The organism is Breznakibacter xylanolyticus (genome assembly GCF_003254275.1).
Lineage (GTDB): Bacteria > Bacteroidota > Bacteroidia > Bacteroidales > Marinilabiliaceae > Breznakibacter > Breznakibacter xylanolyticus.
The window spans coordinates 1-21,244 of record NZ_QKZK01000048.1 but is presented as its reverse complement, the minus strand read 5'-3'; the positions used below and the strand labels follow the sequence as shown (position 1 = coordinate 21,244).

Below are 21,244 nucleotides of genomic sequence, written 5' to 3'. Positions count from 1 at the left end.
ATAATTGACAAACCGCACCCCGTCATACCTGGCCAGCCCATCGGTGGTGCCCAACCAAAGAAAACCCATCTTGTCCTGAACCATACAAGTCACGTTACTCGACGCCAAACCTTCGTCAGACGACACCGAATGCAACCGAAAAAGCTCCTCGCCGCATGCCATCCGGAAGGAAAAAAACAACACCAACAAAATCACGATCTGCTTCATCATATCATGCATAAAGAATCATTCAAATCATCATTGCATTCATCCGTCCCAACGCCACATGTTCACGACAATGGCTAGCTGCAAAAACAAAATGATAAACACACATAAAAACATCCGCCGGGAACATGAATCAGCAAAGTGCCAAGATCCATCATTGCGGTGTCGTCATACTTCGATCAACAACACAATCAGCACAATACATCAAACATCATGCTCCTCCGGATGTTACTCATCCACACAAAATTAACCATTCATCACACATTGCACAACAGAACACATCAGAATGTTTTAAAACCAAATTATCTATAAAAAATTGCGACTCGCCTGTATTGTGATGAGTTAAAGAATTCGTGATTTATTCATTATCAGAGATTTCATGTCATATGCTTCATCACAACATTCGGGTATAGCGTGATAAAGAACATCCACACACCCTGCACAAATTACCAAACATAAAGGCACAAAAAAAGGCCGAACCGAAGTTCGACCTTTATGATGATGTATGAAATCAATTAAGCTTGCATCGCTTTTTTCACCACCGCCTTAAACGCATCAGGATGGTTCACAGCCAAATCAGCCAATACCTTACGGTTGATTTCGATGTTTTGCTTGGCAATCAAGCCCATCAATTTGCTGTAAGAAATACCTTCCAAACGGGCAGCTGCGTTGATACGCATGATCCACAGTGCACGGAAGTGTCCTTTTTTACGTTTGCGGTCGCGGTAAGCATATTGTTGACCTTTTTCCCAGGTGTTCTTAGCTACCGTCCACACATTTTTTCTACGACCGAAGTACCCGCGGGTTAACTTCAGTAACTTTCTGCGTCGCTCGCGTGACGCCACATGATTTACCGATCTTGGCATTTTTTTCGTTTTTCGAATGACAGCGCCCCATCTCAGGGTCTTAAAGCTGACTCATTCAGGTTAAACATTTAAACTCTGAAACAGTTACTTTACTCAGACTAGATTTTCAACAAGTGCTTGATGTTTTTCTCATCTGCACTGCTAACCAGTCCGAAGTAACCCAGATCACGCTTACGCTTGTTTGACTTTTTAGTCAGGATGTGACGTTTAAAGGCATGCTTACGCTTGATCTTTCCGCTTCCGGTGATGGTGAAACGTTTTTTCGCCCCGGAATTAGTTTTCGTCTTAGGCATTGCTTGATTATATTAAATTGGTTTATAATAGCCTCACTTTTTCTTAGGAGCCTTGGGTGCCAGCATGATTATCATGCGTTTGCCTTCGAGCACCGGCAACTGCTCAACTTTAGCCAATTCTTCCAAATCGTTGGCAAAGCGCAGCAAAAGAATTTCGCCTTGCTCTTTGAACAAAATCGAACGTCCCTTGAAAAACACATAAGCCTTTACTTTTGAGCCTTCCTGCAGGAACTTTTCAGCATGTTTGAGCTTAAATTGATAGTCATGATCATCGGTCTGAGGGCCAAAACGGATCTCCTTTACCACAACCTTCACCGAATTGTTTTTCATCTCCTTCTGTTTCCGCTTTTGTTGATACAAAAACTTCTGAAGGTCAATGATTCGGCACACCGGAGGATCTGCCTGAGGGGATATCTCCACCAGGTCGAGCTCCAGGTCTCTGGCCATTCTCAGTGCTTCTGCTGTTGCATATACCCCGGGGTTTTCGATGTTTTCACCGACAACCCGAACATTGGGAACCCGAATCTGTTCGTTGATCCGGAACTTCACATCATCCTTTGGGGCGATTACCGGTTTTCTAATTGGTCTTAAAATAACTGTACCCTCCTACAATTGATTAATAACTATCGTTTTATACTTTATACTTCACCCAAAAGTGTTGCCACTTCCTGGTTGATCAATTCTACAAATGAATTAACGGTCATGGATCCTTTATCACCATCGCCCTGCTTGCGAACGGAGATTTCGCCATTCTCCATCTCCTTTTCACCCACAATGAGCAAGTATGGAATACGCTTTAACTCATTGTCCCTGATTTTCTTACCGATTTTCTCATTACGGTCGTCAATGACGGCACGAATATCGGAATTATTCAGCAATTTCAAAACTTTTTCTGCGTAATCATTAAATTTTTCGCTGATGGGCAACACCACGCATTGCTCGGGTGTGAGCCAAAGCGGGAATTTTCCGGCAGTATGTTCAATGAGCACGGCCACAAATCGTTCCATACTACCAAAGGGCGCACGGTGAATCATCACCGGACGGTGCTTCTGGTTGTCGGCACCCACGTACTCGAGCTCAAAGCGCTCGGGCAGGTTGTAATCGACCTGAATGGTTCCCAACTGCCACTTGCGGCCAAGGGCATCCTTCACCATAAAGTCGAGTTTGGGACCATAAAAAGCAGCCTCGCCGGTCTCAACAATGGTTTCAAGACCTTTTTCTTCGCAGGCTTCGATGATGGCCGACTCAGCCTTGATCCAGTTCTCTTCCGAACCAATGTACTTCTCCTGATTCAGGGGATCGCGCAACGACACCTGGGTGGTAAAGTTGGCAAAATCGAGCGTCTTAAAGATGTACAACACAATGTCGATCACCTTTTTAAACTCATCCTTCAACTGATCAGGACGGCAAAAGATGTGGGCATCGTCCTGGGTAAAACCGCGAACCCGTGTCAGGCCGTGCAACTCACCACTCTGCTCGTAGCGATACACAGTGCCAAACTCGGCATAGCGAATGGGCAAATCTTTGTACGAACGAGGCTTGAACTTATAAATTTCGCAGTGGTGAGGACAATTCATGGGTTTGAGCAAAAACTCTTCGCCCTCAGCAGGTGTGTTGATGGGCTGGAATGAATCCTTGCCATACTTGGCATAGTGACCCGAAGTGACATATAACTCCTTTTGACCAATGTGCGGGGTAATCACCTGCTCATAGTCATATTGACGTTGAATTTTTTTGAGAAAATCCTCCAATCGACCACGCAAAGCAGCGCCTTTGGGAAGCCAAAGAGGCAACCCCTGTCCCACACTCGATGAGAAGGTAAACAACTCCAACTCTTTGCCAATTTTGCGGTGGTCGCGTTTCTTGGCCTCTTCGAGCAACACCAGATACTCATCAAGCATCTTTTGCTTGGGAAACGAGATGCCATAAATGCGGGTGAGCTGCTTGCGTTTTTCGTCGCCGCGCCAGTAGGCTCCGGCAATGCTCAACAGTTTCACAGCCTTAATGGGCTCGGTGCCGGGCAAGTGTGGGCCGCGACACAGGTCGGTAAAACTGCCCTGTTCGTAAAGAGTGATGGTGCCGTCTTCCAAATCGTTGATGAGCTCGAGTTTGTACCCATCATTTTTTGTTTGGAAATAAGCCAACGCATCAGCCTTTGAAATATCCTTGCGGGTAAAAGAATTCTTTTGACGAGCCAACTCAAGCATCTTGGCCTCCACAGCAGCCAAATCGGTCTCTTTCATCACCACGCCATCGCCGGGATCTACGTCGTAATAAAAACCGTTTTCGATGGCAGGGCCAATGCCGAATTTCATGCCGGGATAGAGTGCCTGCAGGGCTTCGGCCATCAGGTGAGCCGATGAGTGCCAAAAAGCATATTTGCCTTCGACATCGTCCCACTTGTGCAATTTCACCGAAGCGTCCGTCGTGATGGGGCGCGTGACATCCATCAACTGATTGTTGACGGTAATGGCCAGCACTTCTTTGGCCAGCTGATGACTCAGGCTTTGCGCAATGTCCAGTCCGCTCACGCCCTCGGGGTATTCACGAACCGACTGATCGGGAAATGATATCTTTATCATGGTTTTTAATATGGGCTTTTAAAAAAACATGCAAAGATAGGTATTTTATTTGCTCAATGATGGCGCCAAATGGCGGGAAAATTTAGGACTGCAACCTCCACATGCATCAATATTGCAAAACGCACTAAAATTGGAGATAACAGGCAGCTTAGGAAAGCCTCACTGAAGTAAGCAACCTCAATCAGTCGATACATGAAACGAGCCATGACCAAGCGTTGCTCACACTGAAGGATGACTATTGGCGAGTTTCATGGGCAACTGAAATCAAATTTTAACACATGAAACATCCATGACGGGCGGCCGACACACAGGGGCATAACTATGCCCCACCAATTCGTGAAATTGATGTAATTCGTGGACAATAGAAAACATTAACAATTAGCACATTGCTTAAATATAGACATATGAAACGAGCCATGAGCAAGCCTTGCTCACTCAGACGGATGATTATTGGCGAGTTCCACCAGATCATTTAGAAGAACAACACCCTCAAGTCCCCCTTTGGGGGATCAGGGGGCTCTAAATTATAATCACATGAAAAAAGGGGAGACAAACGTCTCCCCTTCTTAAACTAATCACAAAAAATCACAATCATTGTTCCTGATACACCGGATTCTGATATTCTTTTTTCTCGGCAGGTGTCATTTCCATACCATCCAATTGACCTTGCGGAATGGGACGAAGATAATCATTGACAGTAATGGTTCTTTCCACTGTGATTGGCGTGCGATCACCTAAATCCGGACCGCAAATCCGATAGGTTTTCGCAATGGTATGCCACGTTTGGGTACGAACCAGGTCGAACCAACGATAACCTTCACCGTAATACTCACGTGAGCGTTCGGCCAAAATGTAATCGATGGTAATCGATGCAGGAGTTTGTGCAACCATGGCGGCGCTATTGTCCTCAACCTTGGCAACGTTCCCGTTATTGTGCCAACGCCATTTACCGGCACGGGCACGAATCACATTGATAAAATCACGGGCACTTTTACCAGCCTGTGTGGTGGCACCCTTCACAGCAGCTTCAGCTGCCACGAAATAGAGTTCCGAAAATTTAGCAATATTGAATGGACGGGTACTCCCCCCGTTGGGAGACCCCAGACCGGTTCCGTTATCAGTTCGGTACATGCCCAACTTCCACAATCCGGGGAAGGTGCGACGACTAATGTTTGAAGGAGCGATGACCCAATCGGCACGACCGGGAATAGCTGCCGCATAAACACCACTCTTGTTTATCCGTTCGTTTTTATCATTAATCCAAAATAGATTCTCAGCATTGTAGTCAAAAGGCGTCACAGGATCCTGATCGAGAAAGCTCAGAATTGGCTCTCCGGGATATACTTTCAATTCATTCGCATTATAAATGAATTCATTGGTTTTTCCGGCCTTGTCCCAATTCCCGCGATACACAGTTGTAAAAGTGCCATCGTAACGCGAATCGTTGGTTTTATCGGCAAACGTTTCCACAAAAACACCAATGGGAGGGCTCATCCGCACCCATGGACGTCCAAGTGCCTGCACTGCTTCCCTACTGACAGGAGTGAGACGTTCTACCTTCCAATCTTCATTCGCAGAGCTGACAATTGACTGATAACTCCAGTTCTGCATCCAATAAGCAAAGTTTTCGGGAGCTGCTCCATTACCCCACGATAAATTACCCCCATTATATAATTCACTGGACTCGGTGTGATCGGCATAAAGTAAAATCTCATTATTGCGGTCGTTAGAGGCCAAATTAACATCGTAATAGGTCGGCTGTAAACCAAAAGAGCCCGGGTTATCAATCCCCTCAACGGCCACGTCGTAAGCCTGCTGAAAATACCATTGTGCAGTTTTTCCATCGGGATCGACCCGATCGCAAAGCGGATAAGTAGGAACGTTGTTGGGATTTTCGAGCCACCAGGCATAAGTCAAATAAGCCTTTGCAAGTGTTAAACGCGCCAACGTTTTGGTGACCCCACCGGTCACCCGTCCGGCATCGGGCAAGTCACTCACGGCCTTAAGCAGATCAGGAAAAATGGCTTTGGTGTACACCTCGGGAACCGTGTTACGTTTTGAAACACGTGAAGTTGTGGTGTTAAACTTCAGCTCACCGGCACCTAAATCCAAAGGCACCCCACCAAATGTCTGCACCAACTGGAAGTAATCAAAAGCTCTGAAGAAACGAGCTTCGGCCACCAATGCATCCGAGATGGTTCCCACCTCAGTGGCATTTTCAATAATACCACTGGCGGTATTGATATTTGGGAAAGCATTGTTCCATAATGCATCGGCACGACTCGTCGTGGCTGTTAATGTGCCGACACCGGAAAAATCATGATCCTTAAAGTTACCATCAGCACTTTGCCCCCAAGTGGATTCATCGGTTCCGTTCTGACAGGCATTGTAATAATACCCATAGCCATAAATGTAACGCAAGTGAGCATACATAGATGTCAGCCCCCCCATCACACCTTTTTCGGTCTTAAAAAAGCCGGGTTCATAAATGCTTCGCGGCTCTTCATCCAAAATATCGGAGCAGCCCGCCAAACTAAACGCGAGCAGTGAAGCAGCGAGCGTTGTTTTTATATTGAAATATCTCATCATGATTCAAGAATTAAAATGTCAAATTAATACCAAACAAATAGTTGCGTGTTGTAGGCGTGTTGGTTCCCACAATCAGCGACTTCCGCTTGCCGGCCACCGCGACGTTTTCATCGCCATAAGAGTTGGTCTCGGGATCCATCCCCGACTCATCGGTATAGGGTGAGAAGAACACAAAGGGATTCTCAACCGTTGCATAAAAACGCAATTTGTCAATTCCGGCAGTTTTCAACCAATTCTGCTGCAAATCATACCCAAGGGTAATGGTTCTAATTTTCAAATACGAAGCATCAAAATAGCCCAGGGTAGATCCATATTTGGGATTGTCACCCGACTGCAACCCATTGGGTTTTGGATACTTGGCATCGGTATTATTAGGCGTCCAATAATCGACTTTCACGTTGTTGCCCGAACGTGCGTTCATGGTATTCAAATAACCACTCGCCCCATAAAGGGTACTATTTAAGATACCACCACTTTTGAAGGCTCCAATAATGCTCAAATCAAAACCTTTATAAGCCACCCGGGTGTTAAAACCACCTTGAAAATCGGCCTCCGGATTTAGAATCTGACGGTCTTCAGGACCTATCTTTCGCGTTGGATTGCCCTGCTCGTCGTAAGTACCGGTGTATTTCACACGAATCATACCGGGATTACCGTTCTTACCTTCAAGAATGGCCAAATGCGGATCACCTTCTTGCCACAATCCGATTTTTTCGTAATCATAAATCACATCAATGGGAGACCCCACAAACCACCAGTTATTTTCATCACGTTCCTGCCCCGAAGCGAGCGATAATAGTTTATTTCGGTTAGCATACAGGTTAACCCCGGCTTCCCAGGTCCAACCATTGTAATCGTCAAGAATTACCCCATTGAGAGAAAGCTCAAACCCTTTATTTTGGGTTTCGCCAATGTTTCCCATAAAGCTGCTTACGCCCGAAGTTGCAGGCAAGCCCACGCTCAACAGAACATCTTTGGTATTTTGCACATAATACTCAAGGGTACCGCTCATTCGGCCATTCAGCACGCCAAAATCAACCCCGTAGTTCATGGTCTCAGAATATTCCCATCCTAACTTGCTGTTTGGCAACTCTGACACATAAAAACCGGTGGCATATTCATCGCCAAAATTATAAGGACGTGTATTCAACAGACCTAACGTTTTGTATGGAGACACAGACTGATTGGATGTCTGACCATATCTCACACGCAACTTGAGATTGTCCAGCCAGGTCACATTTTGCATAAATGCTTCGTTTTTAATGTTCCAACCGGCAGAAACCGCAGGATAGGTATGCCACTTTTGGCCATCGGCCAAACGAGAAGAACCATCAGAACGCAAGTGACGCTCACCATGTAACGACTGTCGAACGAGTACATCACACGTCCCATCCACGATAAAAGGCCACTCACTTCATATTCCTGGCGAGAAGGATCCAAGGTGATGTCACCATTGGCACGCCCCAAATTATAAAATTGAAATGCATCCGATGGAATATCTTTTACTGAGATACTTGAACGATTGTATTGAGTTTCCTCAGCTGAATACATGGCAACAGCATTTACCTGATGCTTATCTGCAAAAAGACGGTCGTAAGTCAATAAGTTTTCAACGGCCCAGTTGGTACGATGAGAATTGGCAACACTGGCGGTAGACAAATTTTTGGGATTGCCACTGAACACCCCTTCACCGGTATAGCTTCCACTATTGCTTTGACGATAGTTCAAACCCACATTGATGCGATACTTCAAACCCTCAACACCGGGAATTTTCACTTCGCCATACATGGTATTGTACGATCCAAATGAACGGGTCTGATCGATGTATTTATCGTCAAGCGATTCGAGTCGCTCACGGGTTGACACCCATTGTGCCCCGGAAGACTGCTCTTGAATAATCTCTTTTAATGAACCGTCGGCATTATAAGGGTTGGCAATGGGTGAACGCGCCAAAGCTGTATAGACAGCCCCCAAATTATTACCATTATTTACTGAATAATTATTGGTAGAAGTAAACCCTACTTTAAAATATTGACCAATCTCCTGATCTAAAGATGCACGCATGGAGTAACGGGAATAATCCTGCAGGGGCACCACAGCCTCGTCGCGATAGTATCCGGCACCAAAACTATAACTTCCCTTTTCAGTTCCACCATTCACACCAATATCATGGCTGGTCACCATCCCTGTTTTGTACAATAAATCCTGCCAGTCGGTATTCACATCGTTCGATTCATCCAACGTGTTTTGATAAGTTCCTGTCGCACGCAACGCAACGAATTCGGAACCGTTCATCATGGGGGTATTTGGCAAAGATATCCTTCAACCCATAATAGCCATTATAAGAGAACTTAGCTTCCTGGCCTTTGGTTCCTTTATTCGTTGACACCAAAATCACACCATTGGCGCCTCGAGAACCATAAATGGCAGTTGCCGACGCATCCTTCAGGATATCGATACTCTTAATATCACCGGGATTAATATCCCCAATAGAACCGGCAAAAGGAATCCCATCTAAAACAATCAACGGATCATTACTGGCATTCAACGAACGAGTCCCTCGAATACGAATCTGCATTTCAGCGCCAGGCTTCGAAGAAGTTTGCAACATCTCCACACCGGCCACACGTCCTTGCAATGCTCGTGAGATATTGGCCCAGGGCACATCACGAACCACCTCTCCTTTCAGAGAGGCCACTGAACCGGTCACCGATTCTTTGCGCTGGGTACCGTAACCCACCACCACCACGTCGCTCAAGCCAATGCTTTCGTCCTGTAGCGTGACACTGATGTTACTTTGACCACCAACCATAACTTCCTGGCTTTGAAATCCGATAAACGAATACACCAGTGTTGACGATGAAGAGGGCACTTCAATTTGGTAGCTTCCATCGCCCATCGTAATGGTTCCGGTAGTCGTCCCTTTTACCACAATGGACACACCGGGAAGGGGATCCCCGTTTTTGTCCGTCACACTCCCTGCCACCCTAAGGCTTTACGCCCAGGCGACCAGGTGTACAGATAGAAGGAGGCATACGGTCAGGAATGCCCCCCTTCTGAAACTTCTGTTTTTTCTCATAAATTAATTTGTTTTTGTTTTTGTTTTTGAGGCACGACCTCTTATTAATAAGCGTTAACAACAAAAGTAGACCCTGCTAACAAATGTTAATTGCAATCCGGTATCAATTCCTTGCACAGAGGTAACATTTTCAACTTTTTTAACTATCAAACAGGAAACAAAAACTGTAAATCTGGTAACACAAAAAAACACATTCCACTATTATACTGCACATTAACAACACAACACCTTCAACCCAAAATCCCATTTAAACATGATTTCAACGCCCATCACATCGACCTCCCCTTCATGCCCACTCGATCAAATGCGGACCACACGAATAATAAGTTGTACAAACCTTTAATTTCATTCACCTAAGCCGGGCATCACCACGCCTCACCTTAAGAATCCCAACCACACAAATCGACACCACAAATCACTCATAGTTTGCCAATTAAAAAATCTTTGTGTCGTATGTACAATTTCAAAAAATCCCATACATTTGCAACCAATTAAACAACTTAATAACATATCAGTAACAATTCATCACAAGAAACTATTAAACATGAAAAAAATCCTTACCCTTATGATCATTGCCGGTTGCGCATCCAATGTGATGCTGGCAACAACCATCCTTCCGGTGAGTATGGGCGGCACCAACACCGGAAATCTGAAAACAGTACTCTCGGCAGAAAATTTGAAAACATGTGAGTACCTCGTATTAAACGGAGAAATTGATGCCCGCGACTTTAAAACCATGCGCGATGCCATGCCAGCACTGACAACCGTAGACCTGAGAAGTGCAGATATTGTGGAATACACTGACACAGAAGGAACTGCAGGCACCGATGAATCCACCTATGAGGCAAACGAAATTCCGAGTGATGCGTTCAATAACAAAAGCACACTCACGACAATTTACCTGCCGACATCCTGTACAAAAATCGGCAAGTATGCATTTTACAACTGTTCCTACCTCACCACTTTCCCCACACTCAACAACATCACATCCATCGGATCAAATGCTTTTGCGCTATGCACGGGGCTTACGGAAATAAACATTTCACGGTATGTGAGCAGCATTGGGGAAAAAGCCTTTTTCAGGTGCAAAGCCGACATTGCCGTTGACATCAACAATGCCAATTACGCGAGCCAGGACGGCATATTATTCAACAAATCTAAGACGACATTATTTCAATGCCCTACATTAAAAACAGGCAGTTACACCCTTCCATCAACAGTTACAACCATTGAAACAAGTGCCTTTTACGCATGCAAGAATTTGACGGGCATCATATTACCCACAAGCTTAACAACCATTAATGCATCTGCATTTCACAGTTGTACAGGGCTTTCTTCAATGACATTACCGGCCAATCTCACAACAATTGGTACATACGCGTTCTACCAATGCAATGAATTAGTCACATTGACCATCCCATCAAAGGTGACCACTCTTGGGGCTTCCTTTGCATCTGCCTGCGAAAAATTAAAAACAGTATCCATTCCGGCTGCAGTAACATCGATGGGTAAAAACATTTTTTCGGGCTGTTCGGCTCTGACATCCATCAGCGCTTTGAATGCGACCCCATTGGCATTACCCGTAAACGAAGAGGTATTTTCAGGCGTCGATAAAACCAGTTGCACATTGTATGTCCCGGTGGGATCAAAAACTGCTTATGAAGCAGCCAGTCAATGGGAAGACTTTACCAAAATTTCAGAGTCGACATTCACATCGGCCAAACAAAATCACAACACCTCCCCGACGGCCACCGTCGAAAACCACCAATTAATTGTCGAAAACATTCAACCCGGCAGTTTGGTAACGGTTCACAACCTGCAAGGTCACGTTATTGCAAAAGAAATCAGCTCAAACACGAAACTGACTATTGAATTATTACAACGAGGTATTTACCTGATACAGGCAGATGAAAAAAGCATCAAAGTGATGTATTAAACCTTGTTATTACCCATCAAAGGACAATGATTAAAGCGCAAACATTGGCGTAAAAAATACCATTCACAGTCGAAAAACACTGTGAAGTACTCACACAAAATAAAGACGGGTCTGTTGATGATTGCAACAGACCCGTCTTTATTATAATACACCATCGCAGAGACTTATCCCCCTTTCAGAATCATCTCAATTTGCTGCAACTCATCGGGTGCAAACACCACATTATCGAGACAATCGAGATTGTTCTGAAGCTGCATCACCGAACTGGCTCCAATGAGAACCGAAGTAATGCGCGCATCTTTGAGAAGCCACGACAAAGCCATTTGCGCCAACGACTGCCCCCGCCCCTTGGCAAAATCATTGAGCTTGCGAATAATATTAAAGCGCTCTTCCGACAGGTTTTCCTTTTTGAGAAACTCACCGCGTGCCATGCGCGAATCCTCAGGAATATTTTTCAGGTAACGGTCGGTGAGCAAGCCCTGCGCCAGAGGCGAAAAGGCGATGCAGCCGACGCCCTCCTCCTCGAGCACGTCCAGCAGGCCGTCTTCCACCCAGCGGTCGAACATGCTGTAACGGGGTTGATGAATGAGACAGGGAGTTCCCAATTGTTTCAATATTTGAGACGCTTGACGGGTTTGTTCAGCCGAGTAGTTCGACAAACCCACATAAAGCGCTTTCCCCTGTCGCACCATCAAATCGAGGGCACCCATGGTTTCTTCCAAAGGCGTATTAGGGTCGGGACGGTGATGATAAAAGATATCGACATACTCGATCCCCATGCGTTTGAGACTCTGATCGAGGCTGGCCACCAGATATTTTTTGGAGCCCCACTCACCATAAGGACCCTTCCACATATAATAACCGGCTTTGGTGCTGACAATCATCTCATCGCGATACGAACGCAGGTGATGATGCAGCACCTTGCCGAAGTTCTCCTCGGCCGTCCCCGGCTCTGGCCCATAATTATTGGCCAGGTCAAAATGGGTAATCCCACTATCAAAAGCATTGAGCAGAATGCTCTTGCAATTTTCGTAATTATCTACCGAGCCGAAATTGTGCCACAACCCCAACGAAATGGCCGGAAGTTTAAGACCGCTGCGTCCGCAACGATTGTACTGCATCGACTCGTAACGATGCTCGGATGCCAAATGATTCATAGATTATTGAGTTAATTGGTTAATGATTTTCTCGATGGCTTGCTGGCATACGGGACAGAAACCCGGTGCCGTATTGTTTTTCATGCGACAATCGGATGCCGGACGATAAATCCCCTTGGCCGAGTAGGCCGCCCCTTCAAACACGCCAACGTGGTTGCGCCACTCAGGAATGTCGGGCGTGGGAACCGGAATTGAGGGTGCCAACAAATGTTTCCACTTGCAGTCAAAATCGACCAGTGTGGTGATATTGGGATACCAGGGCTCCTTGGTTTTGTCGATGAAATCGGGGTACGACACCTCCGAATCGTAATACTCATCGGCCAAACCGGCCAAAGCGTGACCCATCTCATGCACAAACACAGGCAACGACTGGGCATGATGAGCCGTCGCCACCACAAAGTGGTTATAAATGCCCGCTCCGCCATACAGGGGTGAATCGACCAACAGCACCACCACATCGCCAGGCACCCCGGCCACAGCATCGCGCAACATAAACATCTGCTCGGTGAGCAGATAACGATCAATGCCCAAACCATTAAAACTGCTTTGAAACGGAGTGTTCACCCAATGGTGATTAAGCGGGTCATCGGTGCCCCCATCGGGCGACACCACCTTAACTGCACGCACATTAAAACGGGATTGGTGTCTCCTGAATGGCTCCATCGTAAACAAATATTCAGACATTCGGTGCACATCAAGTAAAAACTGCTCCTGTCGCTGCGCCGTGTACCCCTCGGCCACAAACACCACATCCACACAAGCTGCCGCATCACCATTGATCATCACCTCGACCGGTTGCCCCACCACAGGAGCATCTCGAATGATGGCGGGCGTGTCGGGTTGAACCGATAGTTGCAAAATGGGGTGAAAAAGATTGTCAGCACGCCGCTCCTCAATGTGAACCACCACCGGCCGCCGCGGGTAAGGCATCACCACCGACTGCTGAAATGCCCGGGCTAGCGTTGATGCCTCGGCAGTGCTTTGCCACTCCTGAAACAAGGTGCAAAAACCGCGGGTATAAAGGGTGTCGCCGGCAGCACTCAGCATTACCACCCGATATGCACCCCACCCAGTTCGGTCGATGAGTTGCGACCGCGATCCACCCCACTGTGACTCATCGCGCAGTGCTCCATAAAAGGCCTGCGCAGAATGGGCGTCACCGGCCAACTGAAAATCGAGCCGCAAGGTGCGCCGATAAAACAGCGAATCAAACGGCGTGGTGGCCGTGCACGATCCCAACAATACTGAAGCAAAATTCAATAATATAAATATCGGAAAACGCATACGATATGATATGGTATTAGCAGCAATAGAAAAAAAGAAACAACATCCAATCAGGTTGACTTTCAGCGACACAAACAAATCATCCCAATCCCAAAAACCACCTCATCCTACAAATCAACCGTTCAACATTTCCGTCGAACACCCCAAAAACCCATTGGCATATAAAGGTGCAAATTATTCGCAACAAATATGGCAACAACCATGCATTTCAAGAAAAAGATGGTTGTTATTGAATCGTTAATATGCGCACACTAACAAATTCACATCACCCCTTCATAAAAAAGGTCAAATAACCCCGATTTACAGCTCTAAAACCACTAAAACGAGCACCCTTCAAACAAACTGAAAGCAGCCAAAACAGGGCAATACATCACCAAAAGCGCCCTTTTCAACGTAAAAATATTGGTCAACTGAAAGTAAAATACTAATTTCACGCACTTTGTTTAAAGGAAAAGAGTCAATACACGAAAAACCATAAAACCAAAGACACGTGGAAAACGAAGGCAACTTACAAATAGATGCACTGGACAAAAAAATCCTGCACCTGATTACCCAAAACGCCCGCATCCCCTTTCTGGAGGTGGCTCGCGAATGCAAAGTATCGGGAGCTGCCATTCACCAACGCGTACAACGGCTGGTGAACCTGGGCGTCATCAAAGGCTCGGAATTCATCCTCAACCCGGCCATGATGGGCTATCACACTTGCGCGTTCATCGGCATCTTCCTCAAAAAAGCCAGCCTGTTCGACAAAGTGGTGAAGCAACTCGAGCAAATCCCACAAATTGTGGAGTGCCATTACACCACGGGATCGTACGCCATCTTCATCAAGATTTACGCCCGTAGCAATCAACACCTTAAAGAAATACTGCACAACAAAATGCAATCCATCGAAGGCATCGCCTCTACCGAAACCATCATCTCACTCGATGAGTCGTTTAAACGACAACTGCCGGTAGACTGATACCTTTGGGAAATAAATGACACAACGGGCAATGGACATCAACATCCATTGCCCGTTTTTGTTTTTAATGCGACCAAGAGCTGCACAAAGCATCACCTGACATGGCAATTGACCATTCAACCGGTTTTCACAGCATTTTGAACCAGTTTTCAACGCCTCTCACTCACTGCCTTTATGGATATTTGCAATATCTGAGTCACAACGATTCGACAAGAGGAAAGTGGCTAAGTGGCTGAGCGAGGAAATGAAAGAGTGCAAGAGTACGATAGTGTAAGAGTGTAGAAGTGCAGGTGTGTAAAAGGAAGACTGAAAAAGTAATTAAAGACGAAATATTCAAAAAGTCCCCCTTAGGGGGATTAGGGGGCTTAACAATCCACCGTCCCCCGAGGGGGGATTAGGGGGGCAAAATCATCACCCAATGCGACAGACCATCATCTTATTAACGATGCTTTACTGGCAGTTAAGTACGTTTGCCAACGTCACTTTCACAGCCAACAAGCCCATAGCGATAGCCATCAACAGCAACGAGCCCGAAGTGGTGCACACTGCCATCAACATGTTTAGTGATGATTACCAACGCGTGTTTAACGGAATCGCTAAAACAGATAGCAAGAAAGGCACCATCATTGTGGGTACCCTCGGCATGAATTCGGTCGCAGAAAAGATGGCCGACGCCACTGACCTTCTTGAACTCAATCAGCACGAAGAGGCATTTCTCGTCACCGTAAAAAAAGGCAAACTGCTGGTACTGGGCAGCGACAAACGCGGAACAGCTTACGGCATCCTGGAACTGTCGCGCATCATAGGCGTGTCGCCCTGGGTGTGGTGGGCCGATGCTTCGGTTGAGCCCAAAGCGTCTCTGGTGCTAAAAGAGGGGTTTCGCACCCTTCAACACCCTTCGGTGGCCAGACGTGGGATTTTTATCAATGATGAAGATTGGGGCTTGATGCCATGGAGTTCCATGACCTACGAGCCTTCGGACGTGAAGGGGCGCATCGGCCCCAAGACCCATGCCCGCATTTTTGAGCTGCTGCTGCGCCTGCGTGCCAACACCTTTTGGCCGGCCATGCACAGCTGTTCCGAAGCCTTTTATCTCACGCCCGGAAACAAAGAAGTGGCCGACAAATACGGCATTTACGTGGGCACCTCGCACTGCGAACCCATGATGCGCAACACCAATGCCGAATGGAAACTGACGGGCACGGGCGAGTACAACTACCTCACCAACCGCTACAATGTGCTGAAATTTTGGGAGGAACGCGTCACCCGACTGGCCGGCTCCGACAACATCTACACTTTGGGGATTCGTGGCGTGCACGACAGCAAAATGCTTGGCGCCAACACCCTGCAGGAGCAAAAAGATGCCATCAACAAAATCATCAAAGATCAACGCGACATGATTACCCGCATCGTCAACCCCGATGTCACCAAAGTGTCGCAAGTGTTCATCCCCTACAAAGAGGTGCTCGACGTGTACCGCATGGGACTGCAGGTGCCCGATGACGTAACGCTGATGTGGACCGACGATAACTATGGCTACATTCGCCATTTCCCCGACAGCACCGAGCGTGCCCGCAAAGGCGGCAACGGCATTTACAACCATGTGTCGTACTGGGGGCGCCCGCACGACTACCTGTGGCTGGCCACCAATCATCCCGCACTGGTGCATTACCAGATGAAACTGGCCTACAACAAGGGTGCCCGTGAAATGTGGATATTGAACGTGGGCGACATCAAACCGGCCGAATACCTCATTGAACTGCACATGGACATGGCGTGGAACATAACGGCCATTGAGGGCAACAAACAGGGGCTCGAGGGCCACTTGCGCAACTTTTTGGCTCGCGAATTTGGCAACGACCATGCTGATGAGTTGCTACAGGTGATGAACGAATATTATCGTCTGGCTTACATTCGCAAGCCCGAATTTATGGGCAATACCCGCACCGAAGAGCGCGACCCTATTTATCGCGAAGTGAAAGATTTGCCTTGGAGCGAAAACTATATACGCACACGCATTAACGAATACGAAAGCATCGCCGCAAAAGTATCGGCGTTAACGGCGCAAATGCCTACTGCGGCGCACGATGCGTGGTTTCAACTGATTGAATACCCGGTGCGCGGTGCTGCCGAAATGAACCGTAAACTTATGTATGCGCAATTAGCCCGACATGGCAAGGCCGACTGGCAACTGAGCGATGCCGCTTACGACACCATTGTTGCCCTCACCAATCGTTACAACAGCCTCAACAACGGCAAATGGAACCGCATGATGGATTATCGTCCTCGCCGTTTAGCGATGTTCGACCGTGTGCCTCGTGCGGAGGCCGAAAAACCAATGGTGGCCGACATTCCCTGTGCAGCACTGTTTAATGGCAATGAATACAAAAGTTTTGATGGGCAAAAACCCATTGAATTGGGCTTAGGTTACCAACGTGGAGGCATAGCCTTGATGCAGGGAAGCAGCGTAACATATCAGGTTGATGCAACCAACATCGACTCAATAAAGGTAGAAGTGGCATTAATGCCCAATCATCCGGTTGATGGCAAAAACATTCGCTATGCCATTTCGGTAAATAACGATTCGACTCAAGTCATCGACTACCGCACCTTCGACCGCAGCGAGGAGTGGAAAATAAACATGCTCACCAATCAAGCCATTCGCACCACCAAGCACACAGTGGCGGGAAGCGGAATAATTGAGATACGCATCACCGCTGTTGATGAAGGGGTAGTGGTCGATCAGGTGAGGGTTGTGAAATGAGGAAGTTCTTTAGGGCGGTGTGTTTTTTTTATAAAGGATTAAAGTCACTTTATTCAGTTTGCCATAAATTATCGCCACCACACCCCAAAGGTTTCAGCCGGCACAGGCAATCTCACTTTTTGACCAATGACAGGTGTCAATACCTTGGATGACAGAGCTTCGGCTCCCGATGAGATTCTCTCCAAAGGCTCCGTCCAGGAATGCTCGGCCAACGCAAATTTTGAGTGATGGACCGGCAATACCTGCTTTGCCTGTAATTCAGTAAGAGCCGTAAAAAGTTGTTCGGGCAGCAAATGGATGTGTGCCCATTTGTGGTTGTACTGTCCTTGTTCCAACACAGCCAGGTCGAAGGGACCAAACCGATTGCCAATATCGGCAAGGTGGGGGCCATACCCGCCATCGCCGCCCAAAAATAGCTTCAAGCCGGGTGTTTCGAGTACGAACGACACCCAAAGGGTTTGGTTGCGTTTGAAGCTTCGCCCCGAAAAATGGCGGGCCGTTACGGCGTGTATCTTCCAGCCATTGGTGGGCACGGTGGTATCATTCCAGTCCAGCTCGGTGATTTTGTCAGGCTTTACGCCCCAGTATTCGAGATGCGCCCCCACGCCCAGCCCACAGAAAAACCGTTGAACCCGGGGGTGAATTTGGGTGATGGTGGCATAGTCGAGATGATCCCTGTGGTCGTGGGTGATGAGCAGGTAGTCGATGTCGGGCATGTCATCGGCACTATAGAGGTTGGTTCCCTTAAACGCCTTAATCATCCACGAAAAAGGTGACGCATGGTTGCTGAAAACGGGATCCACCAACAAGCGTTTCCCATTAATCTGCATGTAATACGACGAGTGGCCGAACCACACCGCCACATTGCTGTCCAAGGGTATGTCCCGTAGGTTGGTTCTGACCATTGGAATTGAATCTTGCGGCTTCAAGCCCGGCACGTCTTTGAACATGAAATTGTACAACGACTTCAGAAAACCCTCATCGCTGGTCATGACGGGAGTTTCAGTCACATTGCGAAACTCGCCGCTGTGGTAGTTGGGCGATTGTTGGATGCGCTCCAGCCTTGCGCCTCGTGGCAATTTCCCAAATTTCGACTGGCCCAGCATCAAAAAGGTTGTGGTTAAAAGGGCTGCTACAATAATAATAATAGTCCACATGAGTCGTTTCATCTGATTTGTAGAATTAGTATCAAGACACAAGGTACACGTATTGTGAATTGTTGTTAACAGACTTGAGTTAAACGCCAATGATTAATTGTTTGTTCAACCCACTTTTCTTTCCGATAGTTTTTTGATATCCCGCGGCTCCAAAACCCGAACCGAAGATTCGATAAACGCACTGTTTATCATAGCAATTGCAAAATCGGAAAGCCTAAGAATAGCGTTTGGGAAAACAGGGCACAACAGCACCAACAACCATTTTAGGTATTTAACCGATTGGTAAGTCTGGTTTGGCTTCACCCTTAAATAGGGGATTAAGGCACCCGGCCTGAAATTATACACCTGTTTAAAGGGCAATTTCATCAAATCGTTTTCGGTTTTTCCTTTCACGCGTGCCCACATGGTGCGGCCTTTTTCGGAGCTGTCGGTGCCGGCGCCCGAGATATAGCAGAAGGTCATGGCCGGGTTGGCTTCCGAAAGGCGTTTCGCAAAGTCCATCGTCAGCGTGTAGGTCAGGCGGGTGTAGGTGGCCTCGTCCATGCCCAACGACGATACGCCGATGCAAAAAAAGCAAGCGTCGTAATCTTGTAAGTCGTCCTTGTGGGACGAGGCATCGGACAAGTCGGGCAACACCATTTCCACGAGTTTTGGGTGTTGCAACCCCGATGGGCGACGGTTGATGGTTAATATTCTCCCTATGGAACCGTGCTTGAGGCACTGGTCCAACACGCTTTCTCCAATCATGCCAGTGGAACCGGTGATGATGACGTTGATTTTTTTCATGTTCAATTATTTGTGGTTGGGTTTTTCGGGGTTGTCATGGTTGCCCGAAGGTATTCGTCGTTTGACACTTGTTGCAACCAAACCACACTGCCCTTAACCGTATTGGTGCCAACGGCAATGTGGATAAGCGTTTTTTGGGGTGTGGCCCCGTGCCAATGTTCAATCATAGGCCGAATCTCCACCACATCGCCTTTCTTAAGTAATTGTGCAGGCTTCCCTTTTTCCTGATAATACCCCTGACCGTCTGTTATCAGCAGGATTTGTCCGCCCGGATGCTTGTGCCAATTGGTTCTGGCACCCGGCTCGAAGGTCACGGTGCCAATTGAGGTGTTGTAAACACTATCGGTTACCATCATTGTAATCCATGCTGTGCCCACAAAATTGTTGTTGGTAATTTTATTTCCTTTAGGGAATGCCGGTTCGTTTCCACGTTGATTATCCATTCCCACTTTCATGCTGTTGCAAGCAACAAAAAGAGTCGATAATGATACGATTCCGATGGTAAAGACTATTTTAAGATTGTTCATATTTGAATCATTGTCGTTTGTGATGAAGTTCTTCACTGAGTATTCGTTGGGCCTCTTTTGCAGCTTTTTTGCCGATGGTTGGTTTGATAACGGAAACGAAATGCTGCAATTGCGAAGGCGTATAGCCCACATTCAGGCAGATATTCAAATGTGCACGGAGCATGGGGGCGGCGTTGCCAATGGCACTTATCACCGAAATGGTTACCAATTCCCGTTCTGCATGTGTCAACACATCGCGCTCAAAAATATCTGCAAACAAGTGTTCTTTCAAAAAGATATCTATCACTGGAGCAAAAGCCCCATAGCCTGTCATTGGCTTTTCCGGTGCTGTTTGGGTGAGCTCGCCCAATATCGTTCGGCCCCTTTCGTATTTGTCGGCCTTGTGGTTTATTGGCGATGCACCAGCACCCTCCACATCGATAATGCCATCGGCTTTTCGTTCGGCCAACACTTCCATGAAGGTTTGCAAGCCACGAATGCTGCGGGGAAAACCGCAATAGGCATACAAATGGACAAGAACCTCTTTGATTTCATTGATGGACATTCCGGCATCCATACCTTGGTTGAGCGCGGGTTTTAATGTTTGAAGTTCGCCCCGGGCTGTCAATGCTGAAATTGTGATGATGGATTGTTGTTTGGCGGTGAGAGGCGACTGCTTGTTGGGTGCATCGTTTTGCGCATACAAACCCAACGCGTGGCAGGTCATTGCCAAAAACAAGCCTATCGTATTTTTAATTTTAAAATCACTACTGACCGACAAAAAATAAAATAAGGGTTACCGCCCGAAGGTTTCACCCTATAGTTGTAGATTTATGTTGCGAAACAAAATACAACTATGGGCAAAGATATTGAAAAGAGTTTAGTCGGTCAGCCGATTTTCAAGCAGATGATGGATTTTTTACCACGTAATAAGTTCGACTTATTGGTTTCAAAACATAAATCGGATCGGTATTACAAGACTTACTCGTCGTGGGATCAATTGGTAACCATGTTGTTCGGCATCTTTAGCCGTTGCGACTCCATGGGGGAAGTCTGCGATGCGATGAAAACGCTCCAAGG

The 21,244-nt window shown here is 47.0% G+C and carries 18 protein-coding genes; 4 read left to right on the top strand and 14 right to left on the bottom strand.

Annotated features, from left to right (window positions below; all coding sequences use genetic code 11):
• The 8 genes from LX69_RS16280 to LX69_RS18205 form a co-directional block, all read right to left on the bottom strand.
• The coding region (locus LX69_RS16280; protein ID WP_170124439.1) for a two-component regulator propeller domain-containing protein at positions 1-210 on the bottom strand (210 nt) is incomplete at its 3' end.
• A gap of 509 nt (positions 211-719) precedes the next feature.
• On the bottom strand, positions 720-1,070 hold the full coding sequence (rplT, locus tag LX69_RS16275; RefSeq protein WP_111447094.1) for a 50S ribosomal protein L20: 351 nt from the start codon (positions 1,068-1,070) through the stop codon (positions 720-722).
• Positions 1,071-1,168: 98 nt separating this feature from the next.
• Positions 1,169-1,363, bottom strand: a complete 195-nt coding sequence (rpmI, locus tag LX69_RS16270; RefSeq protein WP_111447093.1) for a 50S ribosomal protein L35 — start codon at positions 1,361-1,363, stop codon at positions 1,169-1,171.
• A 33-nt stretch (positions 1,364-1,396) separates the two neighbouring features.
• A complete protein-coding gene (gene infC / locus LX69_RS16265) occupies positions 1,397-1,912 on the bottom strand; it encodes a translation initiation factor IF-3 (RefSeq protein ID WP_245935050.1) in 516 nt (171 codons plus the stop codon).
• Between the two features lie 89 nt (positions 1,913-2,001).
• Positions 2,002-3,945, bottom strand: coding sequence for a threonine--tRNA ligase (gene thrS / locus LX69_RS16260; RefSeq protein ID WP_111447091.1), 1,944 nt, complete (start codon positions 3,943-3,945; stop codon positions 2,002-2,004).
• Positions 3,946-4,536: 591 nt separating this feature from the next.
• On the bottom strand, positions 4,537-6,534 hold the full coding sequence (locus tag LX69_RS16255) for a RagB/SusD family nutrient uptake outer membrane protein (RefSeq protein ID WP_245935049.1): 1,998 nt from the start codon (positions 6,532-6,534) through the stop codon (positions 4,537-4,539).
• 10 nt (positions 6,535-6,544) lie between these two features.
• Entirely contained in the window at positions 6,545-7,930 is a 1,386-nt protein-coding gene (locus LX69_RS18215) for a SusC/RagA family TonB-linked outer membrane protein (RefSeq protein WP_394336328.1), read from the bottom strand.
• An 837-nt stretch (positions 7,931-8,767) separates the two neighbouring features.
• The gene (locus LX69_RS18205; RefSeq protein WP_245935047.1) at positions 8,768-9,520 is read right to left on the bottom strand and encodes a TonB-dependent receptor plug domain-containing protein; all 753 of its coding nucleotides are present in this window, start codon (positions 9,518-9,520) and stop codon (positions 8,768-8,770) included.
• A 637-nt stretch (positions 9,521-10,157) separates the two neighbouring features.
• Here LX69_RS18205 and LX69_RS16245 point away from each other — a divergent pair.
• Positions 10,158-11,549 (top strand): leucine-rich repeat domain-containing protein, encoded by a 1,392-nt coding sequence (locus LX69_RS16245; protein ID WP_111447090.1) that lies wholly within the window; start codon positions 10,158-10,160, stop codon positions 11,547-11,549.
• Positions 11,550-11,713: 164 nt separating this feature from the next.
• On the opposite strand, the gene mgrA is transcribed toward LX69_RS16245, so the two are convergent.
• Both mgrA and LX69_RS16235 read right to left on the bottom strand, forming a co-directional pair.
• Positions 11,714-12,706, bottom strand: a complete 993-nt coding sequence (gene mgrA / locus LX69_RS16240) for an L-glyceraldehyde 3-phosphate reductase (protein WP_111447089.1) — start codon at positions 12,704-12,706, stop codon at positions 11,714-11,716.
• Positions 12,707-12,709: 3 nt separating this feature from the next.
• Complete coding sequence (locus LX69_RS16235; protein ID WP_111447088.1) at positions 12,710-13,990, bottom strand: M64 family metallopeptidase; 1,281 nt, start codon at positions 13,988-13,990, stop codon at positions 12,710-12,712.
• A gap of 490 nt (positions 13,991-14,480) precedes the next feature.
• Between LX69_RS16235 and LX69_RS16230 the strand changes: the two genes are divergently transcribed.
• Positions 14,481-14,951 carry an Lrp/AsnC ligand binding domain-containing protein gene (locus tag LX69_RS16230; protein WP_185741727.1) on the top strand — a complete coding sequence of 157 codons (471 nt, stop codon included), beginning with the start codon at positions 14,481-14,483 and terminating at the stop codon, positions 14,949-14,951.
• Positions 14,952-15,369: 418 nt separating this feature from the next.
• On the top strand, positions 15,370-17,715 hold the full coding sequence (locus LX69_RS16225) for a glycosyl hydrolase 115 family protein (RefSeq protein ID WP_111447087.1): 2,346 nt from the start codon (positions 15,370-15,372) through the stop codon (positions 17,713-17,715).
• 68 nt (positions 17,716-17,783) lie between these two features.
• Here the strand turns inward: LX69_RS16225 and LX69_RS16220 are convergent, their stop codons facing one another.
• From LX69_RS16220 to LX69_RS16205, 4 genes are all read right to left on the bottom strand, one after another.
• Positions 17,784-18,884 (bottom strand): MBL fold metallo-hydrolase, encoded by a 1,101-nt coding sequence (locus LX69_RS16220; protein WP_221621398.1) that lies wholly within the window; start codon positions 18,882-18,884, stop codon positions 17,784-17,786.
• A 93-nt stretch (positions 18,885-18,977) separates the two neighbouring features.
• A complete protein-coding gene (locus LX69_RS16215) occupies positions 18,978-19,658 on the bottom strand; it encodes an NAD-dependent epimerase/dehydratase family protein (RefSeq protein ID WP_111447086.1) in 681 nt (226 codons plus the stop codon).
• A gap of 2 nt (positions 19,659-19,660) precedes the next feature.
• Positions 19,661-20,185, bottom strand: a complete 525-nt coding sequence (locus LX69_RS16210; RefSeq protein WP_221621397.1) for a cupin domain-containing protein — start codon at positions 20,183-20,185, stop codon at positions 19,661-19,663.
• Positions 20,186-20,192: 7 nt separating this feature from the next.
• A complete protein-coding gene (locus LX69_RS16205; RefSeq protein ID WP_245935046.1) occupies positions 20,193-20,903 on the bottom strand; it encodes a carboxymuconolactone decarboxylase family protein in 711 nt (236 codons plus the stop codon).
• A 117-nt stretch (positions 20,904-21,020) separates the two neighbouring features.
• Between LX69_RS16205 and LX69_RS16200 the strand changes: the two genes are divergently transcribed.
• On the top strand, positions 21,021-21,244 hold a 224-nt coding region (locus LX69_RS16200), incomplete at its 3' end, for a DUF4372 domain-containing protein (protein ID WP_146260779.1).

Bases quoted from the DNA above. Each gene is read 5' to 3' on its own strand.
- LX69_RS16220 (WP_221621398.1), bottom strand. From the start codon at position 18,884: ATGAAACGACTCATGTGGACTATTATTATTATTGTAGCAGCCCTTTTA.
- thrS (WP_111447091.1), bottom strand. From the start codon at position 3,945: ATGATAAAGATATCATTTCCCGATCAGTCGGTTCGTGAATACCCCGAG.
- LX69_RS16255 (WP_245935049.1), bottom strand. From the start codon at position 6,534: ATGATGAGATATTTCAATATAAAAACAACGCTCGCTGCTTCACTGCTC.
- mgrA (WP_111447089.1), bottom strand. From the start codon at position 12,706: ATGAATCATTTGGCATCCGAGCATCGTTACGAGTCGATGCAGTACAAT.
- rpmI (WP_111447093.1), bottom strand. From the start codon at position 1,363: ATGCCTAAGACGAAAACTAATTCCGGGGCGAAAAAACGTTTCACCATC.
- LX69_RS16225 (WP_111447087.1), top strand. From the start codon at position 15,370: ATGCGACAGACCATCATCTTATTAACGATGCTTTACTGGCAGTTAAGT.
- LX69_RS16245 (WP_111447090.1), top strand. From the start codon at position 10,158: ATGAAAAAAATCCTTACCCTTATGATCATTGCCGGTTGCGCATCCAAT.
- LX69_RS16215 (WP_111447086.1), bottom strand. From the start codon at position 19,658: ATGAAAAAAATCAACGTCATCATCACCGGTTCCACTGGCATGATTGGA.
- LX69_RS16235 (WP_111447088.1), bottom strand. From the start codon at position 13,990: ATGCGTTTTCCGATATTTATATTATTGAATTTTGCTTCAGTATTGTTG.
- LX69_RS16210 (WP_221621397.1), bottom strand. From the start codon at position 20,185: ATGAACAATCTTAAAATAGTCTTTACCATCGGAATCGTATCATTATCG.
- rplT (WP_111447094.1), bottom strand. From the start codon at position 1,070: ATGCCAAGATCGGTAAATCATGTGGCGTCACGCGAGCGACGCAGAAAG.